The organism is Streptomyces sp. NPDC020801 (assembly GCF_044334385.1).
Classification (GTDB): domain Bacteria; phylum Actinomycetota; class Actinomycetes; order Streptomycetales; family Streptomycetaceae; genus Streptomyces.
The window spans coordinates 833,626-850,040 of sequence record NZ_JBIRST010000001.1; the positions used below are offsets into that span (position 1 = coordinate 833,626).

Consider the following 16,415-nt stretch of genomic DNA (forward strand, 5'->3'; position numbering starts at 1 on the left):
GGCCCACGTCCGGCTTCCGGTGCGGAGTCTGTCAGGACTTCGGCCCGCGCAGTACCGCTCCGATGTGGGCCGCGGCCGTGGACAGGTGGCGGCGGGTGTCGCGGAGCTGGTCCGTGGTGACTCCGTGGTCGCGGGCCGCGTCGCGGATGTCGTCCCGGAAGCGGTCCAGGAGCCGGTCCAGGTCGCGGGCCGGGTCACCGGTGAAGTCCTCGTGCGCCCAGGCCGGTTCGTATTCGGCCGGGAAGCCCTCCGGTGTCTCGGAGTACTCGGCGCGCGCCGTCGAGGTGCCGGTCGCCGAGCGCCCGAAGCCGAAGTCCTTGCCGAACTCCTTCCCGAAGTCCTTGCCGAAGTCACCGAACTCCTTGGCCAGCTCGGTCAGGCCCTCGCGCACCCCGGTCGGCCAGTCGCCCCGTGCGAAGTGGTCCTGGACCTGCTCCTGGACCCGCCGGGCGATGCGCTGCAGCTCCTCCTGAGCCTGTTCCCGCGCCCGATCCTGGGCCTCCTTGGCCTGGCGCCGGGCGCGCTGGGCCTCCTCGCGGGCCCGGCGGCTCTCGTCCTTGGCGCGCCGGGCCTGCTCCTTCCACTCCTGCTTGACGCGGCGCATCTCCTCCTTGGCGGCCCGCCAGGACTCCTTGTCGTCGGTGTCGGCGTACTCCCCGGCGACCGCACCCGCGCCCGCACCGGGGCCCCTGCGGGCCTCGGAGGCCGCCGCGCGCATCTCGCGGCGCAGATCGCCCGCCGCGCCCCGCACATCGGCCCGGATCTCGGCGGCGAGCTCGGCGACCGACTCGCGGATCTCCAGCTCCAGATCGGCCAGTTCACCGCTGCGGTCGGCCAGTTCGGCGCGGCCCGCGTCCGTGATGGAGTAGACCTTCCGGCCGCCCTCGGTGGTGTGCGTGACCAGGCCCTCGGCCTCCAGCTTGGCCAGACGGGGGTAGACGGTGCCCGCCGAGGGTGCGTACAGCCCCTGGAAGCGCTCCTCCAGGAGGCGGATCACCTCGTAGCCGTGGCGCGGGGCCTCGTCGAGCAGCTTCAGCAGGTAGAGGCGCAGGCGGCCGTGGGCGAAGACGGGGGGCATGTCAGAGCACCTTCTTGTCGGTCGTGCCGTCGGTCGGGGCGCCGGTGGAACCGTCGCCCGGACCGGAAACGGAATTCTCCCCCGTGTGGGTGCGCGAATCGTCCGCCCGGTGGTCGCCCGCCGGGCTGCCGGCCGCCGGACCGTCCGCCGGCGGGCGGGTGTCCCGCGGCTCCGTCTCCCAGGGGCCGTCCTCCGTCGGCGGGCGGCGCAGCAGGGCGATCGAGCCGGAGACCGTCGTGGCCTTCAGCCTGCCGTTCCCCGCGCCCAGCCGGCCGGTGATCCGCTTGGCGCCCCACTGGCCGCTGACCCGGAGGTCCTCGAAGGCGTTGGACACCGTGCCGCTCGCGGTGTTCGCCTCCACCTCCGCGTCCGCGGGGTGGGGGAGCCGGATGGCGATCTCTCCGGAGACGCTGGTCAGGCTGATGTCGGTGGGGCGGCCCGCCGGGTCGAGGTCGACGATCATCGAGCCGCTCACCGAGTCGGCCCTGACCGAGGAGCCGGCTCCCTCGACCACCGTCAGATCGCCGGAGACCGAGTTGAACCGCAGGTCGCCGGAGAGCGCCTGCGCCTCCACGTTGCCCGACACGGTGTCCGCGCGGACCGGGCCGGTGAGGCTCACCAGGGTGGTGTCCCCGGAGACGCCCTTCACCTCGGCGCGCCCGTCGATTCCCGAGACCACCGCGGCCGCGCCGACCACTCCGAGCTCGACGCGGGTGCTCGCGGGCACGGCCAGGGACACCACGGCGCTGCGCCGCCAGCCCTTGCGGTCGAGCCACTTGAGGAAGCCCTTCCAGGGCAGGTCCTCGTACGCCACCGTGAGAGTGCCGCCCTGCTGGGTGACCAGCAGGGGCGGGCCCTCGATCCCGGAGACCTCCAGGCGGGCGGAACCCTCTTCCGTGCCCACGACGTTGACCGTTCCGTGCACGATGCGGACGTTGAGCTCGGTCACGGGCTCGTCGAAGGTGAGCTTCCTGGGCTCGCCGACGGACCACTCGGACATGGTGCAGACCTCCTGGGACGGGCCGGACCGCGTGGGAGCGCAGGGCCGGAGACGGGACCGGACGGCGGACGCGACACGCCATATCGCGTCTTGCGTAAAACACGATATATCGCGCCCGCCGAAAGTCAAGACACCCGTTCCGGTGATCGCGATCGGTTCAAATTGGGCATATGGGCCGAATCGGTCGTGCGGCTCTAGCCTGGGCCTCATGTCGACGGACAAGCCCCCGGCCGCCGCCTCCCGAGCCGGTCCCGCTCCCGGCGCCCTGCTGCTGTGCCGGGCGGACCCCGGCTCCGTCGCCCCCGCCGCCCACCTGCTGCGCGAACGCATGCTGCTGGCCCACGCGGGCGGCCGATGGAGCGTGCTCGTCCCCGAGGGGAAGCCATGGCGGCACGGCGGCGAGCCCGTGGACCGCGTGCTGACCGGCTGGGCCACCGCCCTCGCCGTCGCCGCGCCGTGGCCGGTCGTGGCTCTGTGGTGGGACGCCGACCGCGCCGGTTACACCCTCGCCTCCGGCTTCCGCCGGCCCGTGGGCTACGTCTGGCTGGCGAACGGCACTCCGGCCGGCGAGGACGAGGCCATGCGGACCTTCGCCGCCCGCCTCGGCCTCGACCCCGTCCTGGACCTGCAGCTTCTCGAACGGCTGACCCGGCCGGACCCCGGGGCCGACGCGCGCGTCCGGCTGCACGGCCTGCTCGCCGTCCTCACCCGCGCGGGAGTCTCCCTGCCGGACGGCCTCGCCCCCGGCGACAGCGCCGACCGTCTCCTGGAGGTGGCCGGCGGCCTGCGGGGCGTCCAGCAGGTCGAGTGGAGGACATGGCGGGAGGCGGTCCGTGCGGAACTCGACGCGGTCGACCACAGTCTGCTCGCCCCCTGGATGCCCTGGTCCGGCGGTCCCAGGGCGCAGGCGGTGGCCCTCGCCCAGGCGGCCGCCGGCCTCCCTCTCACCGTCTGGGGCCTGCGCCACCGCAGCCACGGCTGGACCGCGGCGGGTGTTCTCCTCCTGGCCCACGGCACCCTGGGCCTGGTCTACGCCCTCGCCCGCCCCCGCGACTGAGGGCCGGCCCCGCCGCGAGGCCTCGCACAGGCACTCCGCTCCCGCGCAGCCCCCGCGTCCGAGGGCCCCGCCGAAAAGCGCCCCACAGGCACGCCCGGCCGAGAAGCGCCAGCGGGCCCGCCCGACGACACGCCCGGCCGAAGACCCGACGACACGCCCGGCCGAAGACCCGAAGGCCCGACGACACGCCCGCCGGAAAAGCCGCGGGGCGCCGCAACCGGCGCCCCGCCCGATCAGCCCCTACTCGTCGTCCTCGTCGTCCAGACGGGCCAGCCAGGTGGCCAGGCGTTCCACCGGAACCTCGAAGTCCGGGTTCAGGTCGACGAAGGTGCGCAGTTGCTCGGCGAGCCACTCGAAGGTGATCTCCTCCTCGCCGCGCCGCTTCTCCAGCTCCTCGATGCCGCGGTCGGTGAAGTACATGGGGTGGTGTCTCCTGCGATTTCGTACGGGGCCCTGCTCAACAGCGTACGCAGCGTACGCAGTGCACGGGCGGCCGATGCGGAAGGGCCCGGCCCGAGACGAAGCTCGGGACCGGGCCCACGGTGCTGTCGTGCGGGCTTACGCCTCGAACACCTCGCGCACCAGCTGCTCCTGCTCCGCCTGGTGCCGCTTGGCGGAACCCACGGCGGGGGAGGAGCTGTGCGGACGCGAGATCCGGCGCAGTCGCTCGCCCGGCGGGATGTCCGCGCCGACCGCCAGGTCCAGGTGGTCGATCAGGTTGAGTGCGATGAACGGCCAGGCACCCTGGTTCGCCGGCTCCTCCTGGACCCACAGGTACTTCTCGGCGTGCGGGTACTTCTTGATCTCCGCCTGGAGCTCGGCACCCGGCAGCGGGTACAGCCGCTCGAGACGGATGATCGCCGTGTCCGTCGCACCGCGCTTGTGACGCTCGGCCTCGAGGTCGTAGTAGACCTTGCCGGAGCAGAAGACGATCTTGCGGACCGCGGCCGGGTCGACCGACGCGTCACCGATGACCGGGCGGAACTGGCCCGTCGTGAACTCCTCCGCCTTCGAGGCCGCGGCCTTCAGGCGCAGCATCGACTTCGGGGTGAAGACGACCAGCGGCTTGTGGTGCGGGTTGTGCACCTGCCACCGCAGGAGGTGGAAGTAGTTCGACGGCAGGGTCGGCATCGCGACCGTCATGTTGTTCTGCGCGCAGAGCTGGAGGTAGCGCTCGATGCGGGCCGAGGAGTGGTCCGGGCCCTGGCCCTCGTAGCCGTGCGGCAGCAGCAGCGTGACGCCGGAGGTCTGGCCCCACTTCTGCTCGGCGGCCGAGATGTACTCGTCGATGACCGACTGGGCGCCGTTGGCGAAGTCGCCGAACTGCGCCTCCCACATCACCAGCGCGTCCGGACGGGTGAGCGAGTAGCCGTACTCGAAGCCCATCACCGCGTACTCGGAGAGCAGCGAGTCGTAGACGTTGTAGCGGGCCTGGTCCTCGGACAGGTACAGCAGCGGCGTGTAGTCCTCGCCGCTCTCGCGGTCGATCAGCACCGCGTGGCGCTGGCCGAAGGTGCCGCGGCGGGAGTCCTGCCCGGACAGCCGGACCGGGACGCCCTCAAGGAGCAGCGAGCCGATGGCGAGGGTCTCGCCCATGCCCCAGTCGATCGTGCCGTCCTCGACCATCGCCGCCCGGCGCTGCAGCTGCGGCAGCAGGCGCGGGTGGACGGTGAAGTACTCGGGGATGTTGACCTGGGACTCGGCGATGCGCTTGACGACCTCGGCGGAGATCGCCGTGCTGACCGCGACCGGGAATCCGGCCTGCGGGTCCGGGGACTGCGGAACGGCCGGCTGCGAGGTGGCCTCGCGGACCTCGGTGAAGACCTTCTCCAGCTGACCCTGGTAGTCCTGCAGCGCCTGCTCGGCCTCCTCCAGGGTGATGTCGCCCCGGCCGATCAGCGACTCGGTGTAGAGCTTGCGCACCGAGCGCTTCTTGTCGATCAGGTCGTACATCAGCGGCTGGGTGAAGGCCGGGTTGTCCGACTCGTTGTGACCACGGCGGCGGTAGCAGATGAGGTCGATCACCACGTCCTTGTTGAACGCCTGGCGGAACTCGAACGCCAGCCGCGCGACGCGGACGACGGCCTCGGGGTCGTCGCCGTTCACGTGGAAGATCGGGGCCTCGATCATGCGGGCCACGTCCGTCGCGTACATCGACGAACGCGAGGACTCCGGGGCGGCGGTGAAGCCGACCTGGTTGTTGATGACGATGTGGACCGTGCCGCCGGTGCGGTAACCGCGCAGCTGCGACATGTTCAGGGTCTCGGCCACCACGCCCTGGCCCGCGAAGGCGGCGTCGCCGTGGATCGCCACCGGCAGGACGGTGAAGTCCGTGCCGCCCTTGTTGATGATGTCCTGCTTGGCGCGGGTGATGCCCTCGATGACCGGGTCGACCGTCTCCAGGTGGGAGGGGTTGGCGGCCAGCGAGACCTTGATCTGCTCGCCGTCCAGGCCGGTGAAGGTGCCTGCGGCGCCCAGGTGGTACTTCACGTCGCCGGAGCCGTGCATCGACTTCGGGTCGAGGTTGCCCTCGAACTCGCGGAAGATCTGCGCGTAGGACTTGCCGACGATGTTGGCGAGCACGTTGAGGCGGCCGCGGTGGGCCATGCCGATGACGACCTCGTCCAGGCGGGACTCGGCGGCCGAGTCCAGCACCGCGTCGAGCAGCGGGATGACGGACTCGCCGCCCTCCAGGGAGAAGCGCTTCTGGCCGACGTACTTCGTCTGCAGGAAGGTTTCGAAGGCTTCCGCCGCGTTCAGCCGGCGCAGGATGCGCAGCTGCTCCTCGCGCTCCGGCTTGGAGTGCGGGCGCTCCACGCGGTCCTGGATCCACTTGCGCTGCTTGGGGTCCTGGATGTGCATGTACTCGATGCCGGTGGTGCGGCAGTACGAGTCGCGCAGCACGCCGAGGATGTCGCGCAGCTTCATCATCGACTTGCCGGCGAAGCCGCCGACGGCGAACTCGCGCTCCAGGTCCCACAGGGTGAGGCCGTGCTCGACGATGTCCAGGTCGGGGTGCTTGCGCTGGCGGTACTCCAGCGGGTCGGTGTCGGCCATGACGTGGCCGCGGACCCGGTAGGAGTGGATCAGCTCGAAGACGCGGGCGGCCTTGGTGACGTCGTCGTCGTGCGAGGCGTCGATGTCCTTGAGCCAGCGGACCGGCTCGTAGGGGATGCGCAGCGCCTCGAAGATGTCGTCGTAGAAGCCGCTCTCGCCCAGCAGGAGGTTGGCGACCTGGCGCAGGAACTCGCCGGAGGCGGCGCCCTGGATCACCCGGTGGTCGTAGGTCGACGTGAGCGTCATGACCTTCGAGACGCCGAGCTTGTTGAGCGTGTCCTGGCTCGTGCCCTGGAACTCCGCCGGGTAGTCCATGGAGCCGACGCCCATGATCACCGACTGGCCGGGCATCAGGCGCGGCACCGAGTGGACCGTGCCGAGGCCGCCGGGGTTGGTGAGGGAGACGGTCACGCCGGTGAAGTCGTCCATCGTCAGCTTGCCGTCACGGGCGCGGCGGACGATGTCCTCGTAGGCCTGCCAGAACTCGAAGAAGTTCAGCGTCTCGGCCTTCTTGATGGCCGCGACGACCAGCTGGCGGTCGCCGTTGTGCTTCACCAGGTCGATGGCCAGGCCGAGGTTGACGTGCGGCGGCTTGATCAGGGCCGGCTTGCCGTCCTTCTCGCCGAACGACCAGTTCATCGACGGCATGGCCTTGATGGCCTGAACCATCGCGTAGCCGATGATGTGCGTGAAGGAGATCTTCCCGCCGCGGGCCCGCTTCAGGTGGTTGTTGATGACGATGCGGTTGTCGAACAGCAGCTTCACCGGCACCGCGCGCACGGACGTGGCCGTGGGCAGCTCCAGGGACGCGTTCATGTTCTTGGCGACCGCGGCGGAGGGGCCGCGCAGGGTGATGAACTCGGGACCCGCGGCGGCCTCGCCGGCGGGCGCGGCCTTGGCGGCCGGCCCGGCCACCGGGGCGGCGGCCCTCGCGGGCGCCGGAGCCTGAGCGGCGGGCTTCGCCGGAGCGGGCGCCGGGGCCTGGGCGGCGGCGGGCTTCGGGGCGGCCGGGGCCTGCGCGGCGGGGGCCGCGGGCCGGGCCGGGGCGGTGGGCGCCGCCTGAGCCGTGGTGGGGGTCTCTGCGGCCCCCGCGGCCGCAGTACCCGTACCCGCCGGAGCCGCGGAGGCAGCGGCCCCCGGCTTGTAGTCGGCGAAGAAGTCCCACCAGGCGCGGTCTACGGAGTTCGGGTCCTGGAGGTACTGCTGATAGATCTCGTCGACGAGCCACTCGTTGGGACCGAACGCGGCCGCGGGGTTCTTCCCGGCTTGGTCGGTGTCGGTCGAGATGCTCGAGTTACTGGGGGACTGTGGCGACACGGCGGCAACCGCCCTCTTCCGCTTCACAAGGTGATGGACAGCGGGAATAAAGGCTACGCCTCCAGGACCGTGAAGGTCAGGTCGGGCCGGTTCTTCGTCGTGTAAGTCACATCGAAAGCTGTGTTTCGGGGCTTGAAATGGCGGGAAACAAGCGTGGTTCGCCGGTGAATGGGAAGGCGCGAGCAGGGCCTGACCCCTCGAAGGTGCAGGCCCCTGCCTGATCACACGTGTCCGTCTGCGCGGACGGTCGTGGATCTTGTGGTTCCGGATCGAACTTTACGTCAACTTGGCACAGAGGGAAGTCCTGGAAGGGTGACGAGGATCCGGCAGCCGCGCTCGGATTCGGCCACCCCGATCCGGCCGCCGTGCAGATCCACCGCCCAGCGGGCGATCGCCAGGCCCAGTCCGGTGCCGCCGTCGCTGCCGGGGCCGTGCGGCCTGCTCACCGCCCCCCGGTTGAAGCGCTCGAATACGCGGTGCCACTCCGAGCGCGGAATGCCGGGCCCCTCGTCCAGGACCTCCAGCGCCAGCGACTCCGGCTGCGGCCCCCGCCGCGCCTTCACCGTCACGCGGCCGTGCGGGGGGCTGTGCTTGACCGCGTTGTCGATGAGGTTGGCGACTACCTGGTGGATGCGTTCGGGGTCGGCGTGCGCGGTCAGCTCCGGCGGCGAGACGTCGAGGTGCAGATGGACGTCGGTGCGCGTGTGGCTGCCGGACCCGGAGGCGATGCCCGCGCGCGCCGAGGCCACCATGTTGGCCTCCTTCAGCACGCCCGACAGGTACGGCCACACCTCGAACCGCCGCATCTTCAGCGGCACCACGCCGTTGTCCAGGCGGGAGAGGTCCAGCAGCGTCTCGACCAGCCGGCCCAGCCGCTCGGTCTGCTTCAGGGCCGTGCGCATGGTCTCGGGGTCGGCCTCGGTGACCCCGTCGACGATGTTCTCCAGCACCGCGCGCAGGCCGGCGATCGGGGTGCGCAGCTCGTGCGAGACGTTCGCCACCAGCTCCTTGCGCTGGCGGTCCTGCGCCTCCAGCTCGTCGGCCATGACGTTGATCGTCTGGGCCAGGTGGCCCAGTTCGTCGCGGCGGCCCTCACGCACCCGGCGGGTGTAGTCGCCGTGCGAGATCGAGCGGGCCACCGTGTTCATCTCGTCCAGCGGCGCGGTGAGCGAATGCGCCACGAACTGCGTAATGAGAAGTGTGGCGATCATCGAGAAGACCATGATGAAGCGGAGCTCGGTCTTGGTGTGCACCGCGATCATCGACAGACCCGTGGTGATCAGCACCGAGATGACCACCAGCGCGCCCAGCTTGGTCTTGATCGAGAACGGGCGTACGCCGCCCCAGGGTTCCCCGGGGTCCCTTCGCGCCGCCGGCCCCTCGCTCATGGTGTCGGCGTCTCCAGCGCGTAGCCCACGCCGTGCACCGTGCGGATCCGCTCGGCGCCGATCTTCCGGCGCAGCGCCTTGATGTGGCTGTCCACGGTCCGGGTGCCGGAGGCGTCCGCCCAGTCCCACACCTCCGCCAGCAGCTGCTCGCGCGAGAGCACCGCGCGCGGGGTGTTCGCCAGGCACACGAGGAGGTCGAACTCCGTCGGCGTCAGGTGGACGTCCTCGCTGCGCACCCGCACCCGGCGCTGCGCGTGATCGATCTCCAGCTCGCCCAGGCGCAGGATGCCGCTGCGCGGCGTCGAGGCGGCGATCGCCGCCCGCTCCACGCGGCGCAGCAGCACGTGCACGCGCGCGGCCAGCTCCCGCATCGAGAAGGGCTTGGTCATGTAGTCGTCGGCGCCGACCCCGAGCCCGACCAGCATGTCGGTCTCGTCGTCCCGTGCGGTGAGCATCAGGACCGGCACCGGCCGCTGCGCCTGCACCCGGCGGCAGACCTCCAGACCGTCGAAGCCGGGCAGCATGATGTCGAGGATCAGCAGGTCGGGCTGCCAGGCCTCGGCGGTGTCGACGGCGGCCGGCCCGTCGCCCGCGGTCTGCACGAGGAATCCCTCGGCGCGCAGGCGGGTGGCGATGGCGTCCATGATGGTCTGGTCGTCCTCGACCACCAGAACCCGGCGCTGGGCGCCCGGGGTGGCCGTCGTGCCGTTGTGCGCGGTGTGTGTCTGCTCCATCGCCCGCCCCTGAGTGTGCTTTCCGGAATCCGTGGGGTGATCCCTTGACTGCGCATGGTTGCGATTGACGCTTGAATGATCGGCGTCAGGAAAGCAGCGTACGGGGAGTCACCGCGCCTTTGCTATCCAGGTCGGATGCCGAGGTGCACGACGTCCGGAACGCCCCGGGCAACGGGGATCTCTTCGGTGCGCACCTGCTGGAACCCGACATTCCGTAGGGTTCCTTCAAATTCCGGAGAGGGCTTCGCCGACCACACCGCGAGCACCCCGCCGGGGTTCAACACCCTTGCACAGCTTGCCAGTCCGGCCGGTGCGTACAACCCCTCGTTCCCCTCGGTGACCGTCCAGTCCGGGCCGTTGTCGATGTCGAGGCACAGCGCGTCGAAAGTGGCGGATGTCTCATTGACGTAGTCGGTCAGATCACTTTCGACGATCTCGGTGCGCGCATCGGCGAACGCGTCGGCGGTCAGCCCGGCGAACGGGCCGTCGCGGTGCCAGTCGACGATCGCGGGTTCGCGTTCGACCACCGTGATCCGCCCCCAGCGCGGGTCGGCCGCGGCGTGCGCGAGTGAGAAGCCGACGCCCAGTCCGCCGACCAGCACGCCCGGCCCGGGCCGGCCGTCCAGCGCGGCGAGGGCGGCGTCGACGAGGAGCCGCTCGGAACGCCCGTCGGAGGTGTCCATCAGGAAACAGCCGTTGGCGATGATCTGCAGCAGCGAGCCGTGCCGACGCAGTACGACCTCGCCGTTCGGACCCTCGCGACGGTCCAGCACCACGGGAGTGTCGTACGAGGCGGTCATGGGGACCATCCTGCCCGAACGGACCTGTACGGCCACGTGAATTACGGATGACGGGCGCGGTGCGTCCTGCGCCGCCCGCCGACCGTGCCCACGCTCGAAGCAGCCGGCCGGGCGGCGAGGCGGCAGGCGGCGAGCAGGCAGGCGGCCGGGCGGACGCGGCCCGCACGGCGCCCGTCCTGCTCCTGGCGACGGCCCGGGACGGCGACTCGGCGTGGCGCGACCGCGCCTGGGCCCGTGCCCAACTGCTGCGCCGGGGACGCACGTTGCCTCTCGGGCCGCTGCGGGAGGAGGACATCGCGGCACTGGTCCAGTTGCTCCGTGCCGACCTTCGCGACGGCGCGCTGAGCGAGGTGTCCGTCTACTGCACGGGCGACTGGTCCCCGGCCACCCAGGCCGCCCGCCTCCGCGAGGTGAGGCTGCTGCGTCCGTGATGAGGAAACCCGGCACGACTTCGAAGAACTTAATAGGTTGCTATGAATCGACTGCCGGGTGGCGTCGGTCATAGACAGAGGCGCCTGTGACACGAAGGGTGGGGCGCAACGGAAGGAGCCCCACACCTTGGAACGGACTGCGACGGCTGACGCCGCGGCCTCGTCGACGCCTTCGAGCGCCCCCCTTCCGCCGGACGCGCCCGCGCACTACGAGCTCATACTCAACGGGCTCGCGGACGTCTCGCAGCTGCTGGACGGTATGCCGCAGCAACGTTCCCGGGCCGAGGCCGGTGCCGTACCGCGGACCGCCTGCGCGGCCGTGTCCGGTCCGGCGGCGAGGATCCCGGCGCTCACGACGGTCACCCCGGCAATGCCGGACACGCGGCCGGAGCCGGCCCCCGGTCCGTGTCCCGGCCCGCCTCCCGCCTCCCGCCTCGCCGCGCGGCTGCGCGTGCTCCGCCCCTGGCGGCTGCTGCCCAGCCCCACCGGCACCCCGTTCACCCTCGGGTACGCGGCCCTGCTGGCCGTCACCTCGCTCATCGCCCGGTACGCCGACCCCGCGGTGATGGACTTCCTCTACCAGAGCTCCAGCACGGACGTCGCGCACCTGGTCCGGGCGCCCCTGCTGGTGCTGCCCGCCAGTGCGCTGTGGATCGCGGGCGGTGTGACGTCGCCGTACGCCCTCTGCTTCCTGCTGGTGCTCACCGCGCTGGAGCGCCGGACGGGCGGCCTGCGTACGGCCGGCGTCTTCCTGTTCGGGCACGTGCTGGCCACTGTCGCCACCGAGGTCCCCGTGGGGCTCGCGGTGCTGGCCGGGGACCTGCCCGACAGTTCCCTGCACCGCCTCGACTACGGCATCAGCTTCGGCGTCGCCACCAGCGTCGGCGCTCTGTCCGGCCTGCTCCCCCCGTGGCTGCGCTGGCCGATGCTCGTGGTGTTCGTCGGGACGGTCCTGGAGGACCTGTACACGTTCGTCGACCCGATGACGAGCTGGGGCCATCTCATCTCCGTGGGCCTCGGCATCGCGACGTGGCCGGTCATTCGCCGGCGGCAGCGGACGCTCGCCCAGGAGCCGGCGGCCTCCCGCTGAGCCGCGGGAAGGAAATTTCTCCCGCTCCTCCACGCGTTCTCCTCCACACGTTTCCCCGGCCCCTTGGCTCGGCTTCCCCGTGTCTCGGCCCTCCTTCCGCTCTTCCGGCCCTCCTTCGACCCTCCCGGCCCTCCCGGCCCTCCTCCGGCCCCGCTTCGTCGCCTGCTCCGTCCGCTTCCTTCCTGCCTTCTCCCTGCGTTTTCTCCCCGCTTCTGCACTGATCGCTGTGGGCGAACAGCCGTTGGGGAACATACGAAGGCTCACGTGCATTGAGTCGGCATAGCTCAACTTGACTGCCGAAGGGGAGATCATGGCTGCTGAGTCCACGGCGTTCACACCGCTCGCCTTGCCCGTGCTGCCGCTCGACGACGAGGTCGTGCTGCCCGGGATGGTGGTTCCGCTGGACCTGAGCGACAACGAGGTGCGCGCCGCGGTCGAGGCCGCCCAGGCCGCCGCCCGCGCGGAGCCCGGGAAGCCCAGAGTGCTGCTGGTGCCCCGCATCGAGGGCACTTACGCGACGACCGGTGTGCTGGGCACCGTCGAGCAGGTCGGCCGGCTGGCCGACGGTGATCCCGGCGCGCTCATCCGCGGCCGCGGCCGCGTGCGGATCGGCGCCGGGACCACCGGCCCGGGCGCGGCGCTGTGGGTCGAGGGCACACGGATCGAGGAGAGTGTGCCCGATCCGCTGCCCGGTCAGGTGGCGGAACTGGTCACGGAGTACAAGGCCCTCGCCACCGCGTGGCTGCGCAAGCGCGGCGCCTGGCAGGTCGTCGACCGCGTCCAGGCCATCGACGACGTCTCCGCGCTCGCCGACAACTCCGGCTACTCGCCCTTCCTGACCACCGAGCAGAAGATCGAACTGCTGGAGACCGCCGACCCGGTTGCCCGCCTGAAGCTCGCCACCCAGCAACTGCGCGACCACCTCGCCGAGCAGGACGTCGCCGAGACCATCGCCAAGGACGTCCAGGAGGGCGTCGACAAGCAGCAGCGGGAATTCCTGCTGCGACGCCAGCTCGAGGCCGTCCGCAAGGAGCTGCGCGAGCTGAACGGCGAGAACGGCAAGGATCCTGCCGAGGAGTCCGACGACTACCGTGCCCGCGTCGAGGCCGCCGACCTGCCCGAGAAGGTCCGCGAGGCCGCGCTCAAGGAGGTCGACAAGCTGGAGCGCGCCTCCGACGCCTCGCCCGAGGGCTCCTGGATCCGCACCTGGCTCGACACGGTCCTCGACATGCCGTGGAACGAGCGGACCGACGACAGCGCCTCCGCCTACGACATCCAGGGCGCCAAGGCGGTCCTGGACGCCGAGCACGCGGGCCTGGAGGACGTGAAGGAACGCATCGTCGAGTACCTGGCGGTGCGCAAGCGCCGAAGCGACCGCGGCCTGGGCGTGATCGGCGGCCGGCGCGGCGGTGCCGTCCTGGCCCTGGTCGGGCCGCCCGGCGTGGGCAAGACCAGCCTGGGGGAGTCCGTCGCCCACGCCATGGGACGCAGGTTCGTCCGGGTCGCCCTCGGCGGCGTCCGCGACGAGGCCGAGATCCGCGGCCACCGGCGTACGTACGTCGGCGCGCTGCCCGGCCGGATCGTGCGCGCCATCAAGGAGGCCGGGTCCATGAACCCGGTCGTCCTGCTGGACGAGATCGACAAGGTGGGCTCCGACTTCCGCGGCGACCCGGCCGCGGCCCTGCTCGAAGTCCTGGACCCGGCGCAGAACCACACCTTCCGGGACCACTACCTGGAGGTGGAGCTGGACCTGTCGGACGTCGTCTTCCTCGCCACCGCCAACGTCCTGGAGGCGATCCCGGAGGCCCTTGCCGACCGTATGGAGATCGTGCGCCTGGACGGATACACCGAGGACGAGAAGGTCGTCATCGCGCGCGACCACCTGCTCCCGCGCCAGCTGGAGCGGGCCGGCCTGCACAGGGACGAGGTGACGATCGACGAGGCCGCGTTGCGTAGCCTCGCCGGCGAGTACACCCGCGAGGCGGGCGTGCGCACCCTGGAGCGGTCCATCGCGCGGCTGCTGCGCAAGGTGGCGGCCCAGCACGAACTGGGCGAGCGGGAGCTGCCGTTCACCGTCACCGCCGGCGACCTGCGCCCGCTGATCGGCCGGCCGCACCATGTGCCGGAGTCCGCCCAGGACCCGGCGGAGCGCCGTACGGCGGTCCCCGGTGTGGCGACGGGCCTCGCGGTCACCGGCGCCGGTGGGGACGTCCTGTTCGTCGAGGCGTCCCTGGCCGACCCGGAGACGGGCGCGGCGGGTCTGACCCTGACCGGTCAGCTGGGCGACGTGATGAAGGAGTCGGCGCAGATCGCGCTGAGTTTCCTGCGCAGCCACGGCGCCGAGCTGGAGCTGCCCGTGGGCGACCTGAAGGACCGGGGCGTGCACATCCACTTCCCGGCGGGCGCGGTCCCCAAGGACGGTCCCAGCGCGGGCATCACGATGACGACGGCGCTCGCCTCGCTGCTGTCCGGCCGCCTGGTCCGCACGGACGTGGCGATGACCGGCGAGGTCTCCCTGACCGGCCGGGTCCTGCCCATCGGTGGCGTGAAGCAGAAGCTGCTCGCCGCCCACCGGGCCGGCGTCACCACGGTCGTCATCCCCAAGCGCAACGAACCCGATCTGGACGACGTCCCGGCGGAGGTGCTGGACAAGCTCGACGTCCACGCCGTCACCGACGTCCGCCAGGTCCTGGAGCTGGCCCTCGCGCCCGCCACGAACGGCGCGGAGCCGGAGGTTCCGGTGGCGGCGTGACGGACGTCATCGGATAAGGGAAGGCCCGGGTCCCGTGAGGGAGGCCCGGGCCTTCACCATGCGCGTTCGACCAGGTCAGGGCGTCAGCCGTTGGCGAGCGCCTGCACACGGTCCAGTGCGCCGTTGAACTTGTCGTGGTCACCGACCGTCGGCCCGGACGACGTGTACTGCCACATCGTGTAGTAGCCCCAGCCGGCCGGCAGCGTCCCCGGGTCCGAGGCGTAACGGGCCGTCCACAGGGGGTTGTCGGCGGCGAAGCCGCCGTAATTGCCGGTGCACTGGGTCCACCAGCTGGTGGCCGTGTAGACGACGGCGTCCCGGCCGGTGCGGGACTTGTAGGTGTTAAGGAAGTCGGCGATCCAGCCGACCATCGCGCTCGCCGTCTTGCCGTAGCAGGCGGCGCCGTAGGGGTTCCACTCGATGTCGAGGGTGCCCGGCAGGGTCTTGCCGTCGCGGGACCAGCCGCCGCCGTGGTCGACGAAGTAGTTGGCCTGGGTGGCGCCGCTGGTGGTGTCCGGGGTCGCGAAGTGGTACGAGCCGCGGATCATGCCGACGTTGTAGGAGCCGTCGTACTGCTGGGTGAAGTAGGGGTTCGTGTAGTACGTCCCCTCGGTCGCCTTCGTGTACGCCCACCTGACGCCGCTGTTCCACAGCGTGGACCAGGCGACGTTGCCCTGGTAGCCGCTGACGTCGACGCCCTCCGTCCGGGTGACGTAGGTGCTGCCGGGCGTGCCGCCCCGGCCGTCGTGCGCCGCCACGCCCATGCCCATGTACGCGGAGCCGCGGGCGGGCGTGGTGGCGGCGGAGGAGGGGGTGGTGAAGAGGAACGAGAACGCGGCGAGCAGGATCCCCGCGGCGGTCAGCCGCCGTATTCGGGCCGTTCCGGATCTGTGCACGGGCATGACGTGCCTCCGAAGCTCGGTGGTGCTCGGTGGGGGGAAACGCGGGCATGCCCGGTTCGCGCTGGGGAGGGCGGGCCGTCGCCGGGCTGCGGGCGGCGATGGCGTGAGCATGCCAGTCAGTGCTTCATGAGGAAGCTACGCACGTAGACCGGACCCTGGGAAGGGGGTCCGGAGGCTGCCGTTGGTCTACGCCTGCGAAATACTGACTCAGCTGCGGTGATGGCGGCGATTGGCGGAAACTTTCAGTACCGGGAAAACTCGAGGCAGGGGCTGACGTGCACGAAGACGCGAACGGCGACGGACGTGAGGCCGCACCCGGTATGTCGCCCGGTGGTGTGGACCGCGAGTTCCTGTCCCTGGAGCGGGAACTGACGGTGCTGCTGCGCCGGGCACGGGCCAGTCAGGGCGAGATGGCCCGCGAGGTCCACCCGGACCTCGAGTCCGCCGCGTACGGACTGCTGGTCCGGCTGGACGAGTGCGGCAGCCAGCGTGCCACGGGTCTCGCCGCGTACATCGGCGTCGGCAAGGCCACCATGTCCCGCCAGCTGCGCGCCCTGGAGCAACTCGGCCTCGTCGCCCGGGAACCGGACCCCGCGGACGGCCGGGCCTGGCTGGTGGCCCTCACCGAGGACGGCCGCCGCCGCGTCGGCCAGGTCCGCGAGGCCCGCCGGGCCCGCTACGTCAGCCAGCTCGCCCACTGGGACCGCCGCGAGGTGTCCGAACTGGCCCGCCTGCTGCACGAGCTGAACGGAGTCATGGAGAAGTAACCCGCGCCTGGCCCGCTTTCCTGGTCCCGGTCCGCTTCCCCG

13 protein-coding genes are annotated in these 16,415 nt (G+C 71.4%); 5 read left to right on the forward strand and 8 right to left on the reverse strand.

Annotated elements, in window-relative coordinates:
- Positions 1–31: 31 nt before the first annotated feature.
- Both ACH4UM_RS03960 and ACH4UM_RS03965 read right to left on the reverse strand, forming a co-directional pair.
- Entirely contained in the window at positions 32–1,078 is a 1,047-nt protein-coding gene (locus ACH4UM_RS03960; protein WP_398173196.1) for a helix-turn-helix transcriptional regulator, read from the reverse strand.
- A 1-nt stretch (position 1,079) separates the two neighbouring features.
- On the reverse strand, positions 1,080–2,078 hold the full coding sequence (locus ACH4UM_RS03965) for a DUF4097 family beta strand repeat-containing protein (RefSeq protein ID WP_398173198.1): 999 nt from the start codon (positions 2,076–2,078) through the stop codon (positions 1,080–1,082).
- A 208-nt stretch (positions 2,079–2,286) separates the two neighbouring features.
- Between ACH4UM_RS03965 and ACH4UM_RS03970 the strand changes: the two genes are divergently transcribed.
- Entirely contained in the window at positions 2,287–3,135 is an 849-nt protein-coding gene (locus tag ACH4UM_RS03970; RefSeq protein WP_398173200.1) for a hypothetical protein, read from the forward strand.
- Between the two features lie 240 nt (positions 3,136–3,375).
- On the opposite strand, the gene ACH4UM_RS03975 is transcribed toward ACH4UM_RS03970, so the two are convergent.
- The 5 genes from ACH4UM_RS03975 to ACH4UM_RS03995 form a co-directional block, all read right to left on the reverse strand.
- Positions 3,376–3,555, reverse strand: a complete 180-nt coding sequence (locus ACH4UM_RS03975; protein ID WP_028420339.1) for a DUF6104 family protein — start codon at positions 3,553–3,555, stop codon at positions 3,376–3,378.
- 138 nt (positions 3,556–3,693) lie between these two features.
- Positions 3,694–7,509, reverse strand: a complete 3,816-nt coding sequence (locus ACH4UM_RS03980) for a multifunctional oxoglutarate decarboxylase/oxoglutarate dehydrogenase thiamine pyrophosphate-binding subunit/dihydrolipoyllysine-residue succinyltransferase subunit (protein ID WP_398173202.1) — start codon at positions 7,507–7,509, stop codon at positions 3,694–3,696.
- A 281-nt stretch (positions 7,510–7,790) separates the two neighbouring features.
- Entirely contained in the window at positions 7,791–8,897 is a 1,107-nt protein-coding gene (locus tag ACH4UM_RS03985; RefSeq protein ID WP_398173204.1) for a sensor histidine kinase, read from the reverse strand.
- A complete protein-coding gene (locus ACH4UM_RS03990) occupies positions 8,894–9,631 on the reverse strand; it encodes a response regulator transcription factor (RefSeq protein ID WP_398173206.1) in 738 nt (245 codons plus the stop codon). The genes ACH4UM_RS03985 and ACH4UM_RS03990 overlap by 4 nt, the downstream gene beginning before the upstream one ends.
- A 122-nt stretch (positions 9,632–9,753) precedes the next feature.
- Positions 9,754–10,431 (reverse strand): spermidine synthase, encoded by a 678-nt coding sequence (locus ACH4UM_RS03995; RefSeq protein ID WP_398173208.1) that lies wholly within the window; start codon positions 10,429–10,431, stop codon positions 9,754–9,756.
- A gap of 59 nt (positions 10,432–10,490) precedes the next feature.
- Between ACH4UM_RS03995 and ACH4UM_RS04000 the strand changes: the two genes are divergently transcribed.
- The 3 genes from ACH4UM_RS04000 to lon all read left to right on the forward strand — a co-directional run bounded on the left by ACH4UM_RS04000 (position 10,491) and on the right by lon (position 14,704).
- Entirely contained in the window at positions 10,491–10,862 is a 372-nt protein-coding gene (locus tag ACH4UM_RS04000) for a hypothetical protein (RefSeq protein WP_398173210.1), read from the forward strand.
- Positions 10,863–10,989: 127 nt separating this feature from the next.
- Complete coding sequence (locus ACH4UM_RS04005) at positions 10,990–11,952, forward strand: rhomboid-like protein (RefSeq protein ID WP_398173212.1); 963 nt, start codon at positions 10,990–10,992, stop codon at positions 11,950–11,952.
- Between the two features lie 310 nt (positions 11,953–12,262).
- Entirely contained in the window at positions 12,263–14,704 is a 2,442-nt protein-coding gene (gene lon, locus ACH4UM_RS04010) for an endopeptidase La (RefSeq protein ID WP_398173214.1), read from the forward strand.
- Positions 14,705–14,787: 83 nt separating this feature from the next.
- Here the strand turns inward: lon and ACH4UM_RS04015 are convergent, their stop codons facing one another.
- Complete coding sequence (locus ACH4UM_RS04015) at positions 14,788–15,606, reverse strand: lysozyme (protein WP_398173216.1); 819 nt, start codon at positions 15,604–15,606, stop codon at positions 14,788–14,790.
- Positions 15,607–15,881: 275 nt separating this feature from the next.
- Between ACH4UM_RS04015 and ACH4UM_RS04020 the strand changes: the two genes are divergently transcribed.
- Positions 15,882–16,373 carry a MarR family winged helix-turn-helix transcriptional regulator gene (locus ACH4UM_RS04020; protein ID WP_398173218.1) on the forward strand — a complete coding sequence of 164 codons (492 nt, stop codon included), beginning with the start codon at positions 15,882–15,884 and terminating at the stop codon, positions 16,371–16,373.
- The last annotated feature ends 42 nt before the right edge of the window (positions 16,374–16,415 follow it).

Coding starts and splice junctions, on each gene's coding strand:
- ACH4UM_RS03960 (WP_398173196.1), bottom strand. CDS start 1,078: ATGCCCCCCGTCTTCGCCCACGGCCGCCTGCGCCTCTACCTGCTGAAG.
- ACH4UM_RS03965 (WP_398173198.1), bottom strand. CDS start 2,078: ATGTCCGAGTGGTCCGTCGGCGAGCCCAGGAAGCTCACCTTCGACGAG.
- ACH4UM_RS03970 (WP_398173200.1), top strand. CDS start 2,287: ATGTCGACGGACAAGCCCCCGGCCGCCGCCTCCCGAGCCGGTCCCGCT.
- ACH4UM_RS03975 (WP_028420339.1), bottom strand. CDS start 3,555: ATGTACTTCACCGACCGCGGCATCGAGGAGCTGGAGAAGCGGCGCGGC.
- ACH4UM_RS03985 (WP_398173204.1), bottom strand. CDS start 8,897: ATGAGCGAGGGGCCGGCGGCGCGAAGGGACCCCGGGGAACCCTGGGGC.
- ACH4UM_RS03990 (WP_398173206.1), bottom strand. CDS start 9,631: ATGGAGCAGACACACACCGCGCACAACGGCACGACGGCCACCCCGGGC.
- ACH4UM_RS03995 (WP_398173208.1), bottom strand. CDS start 10,431: ATGACCGCCTCGTACGACACTCCCGTGGTGCTGGACCGTCGCGAGGGT.
- lon (WP_398173214.1), top strand. CDS start 12,263: ATGGCTGCTGAGTCCACGGCGTTCACACCGCTCGCCTTGCCCGTGCTG.
- ACH4UM_RS04015 (WP_398173216.1), bottom strand. CDS start 15,606: ATGCCCGTGCACAGATCCGGAACGGCCCGAATACGGCGGCTGACCGCC.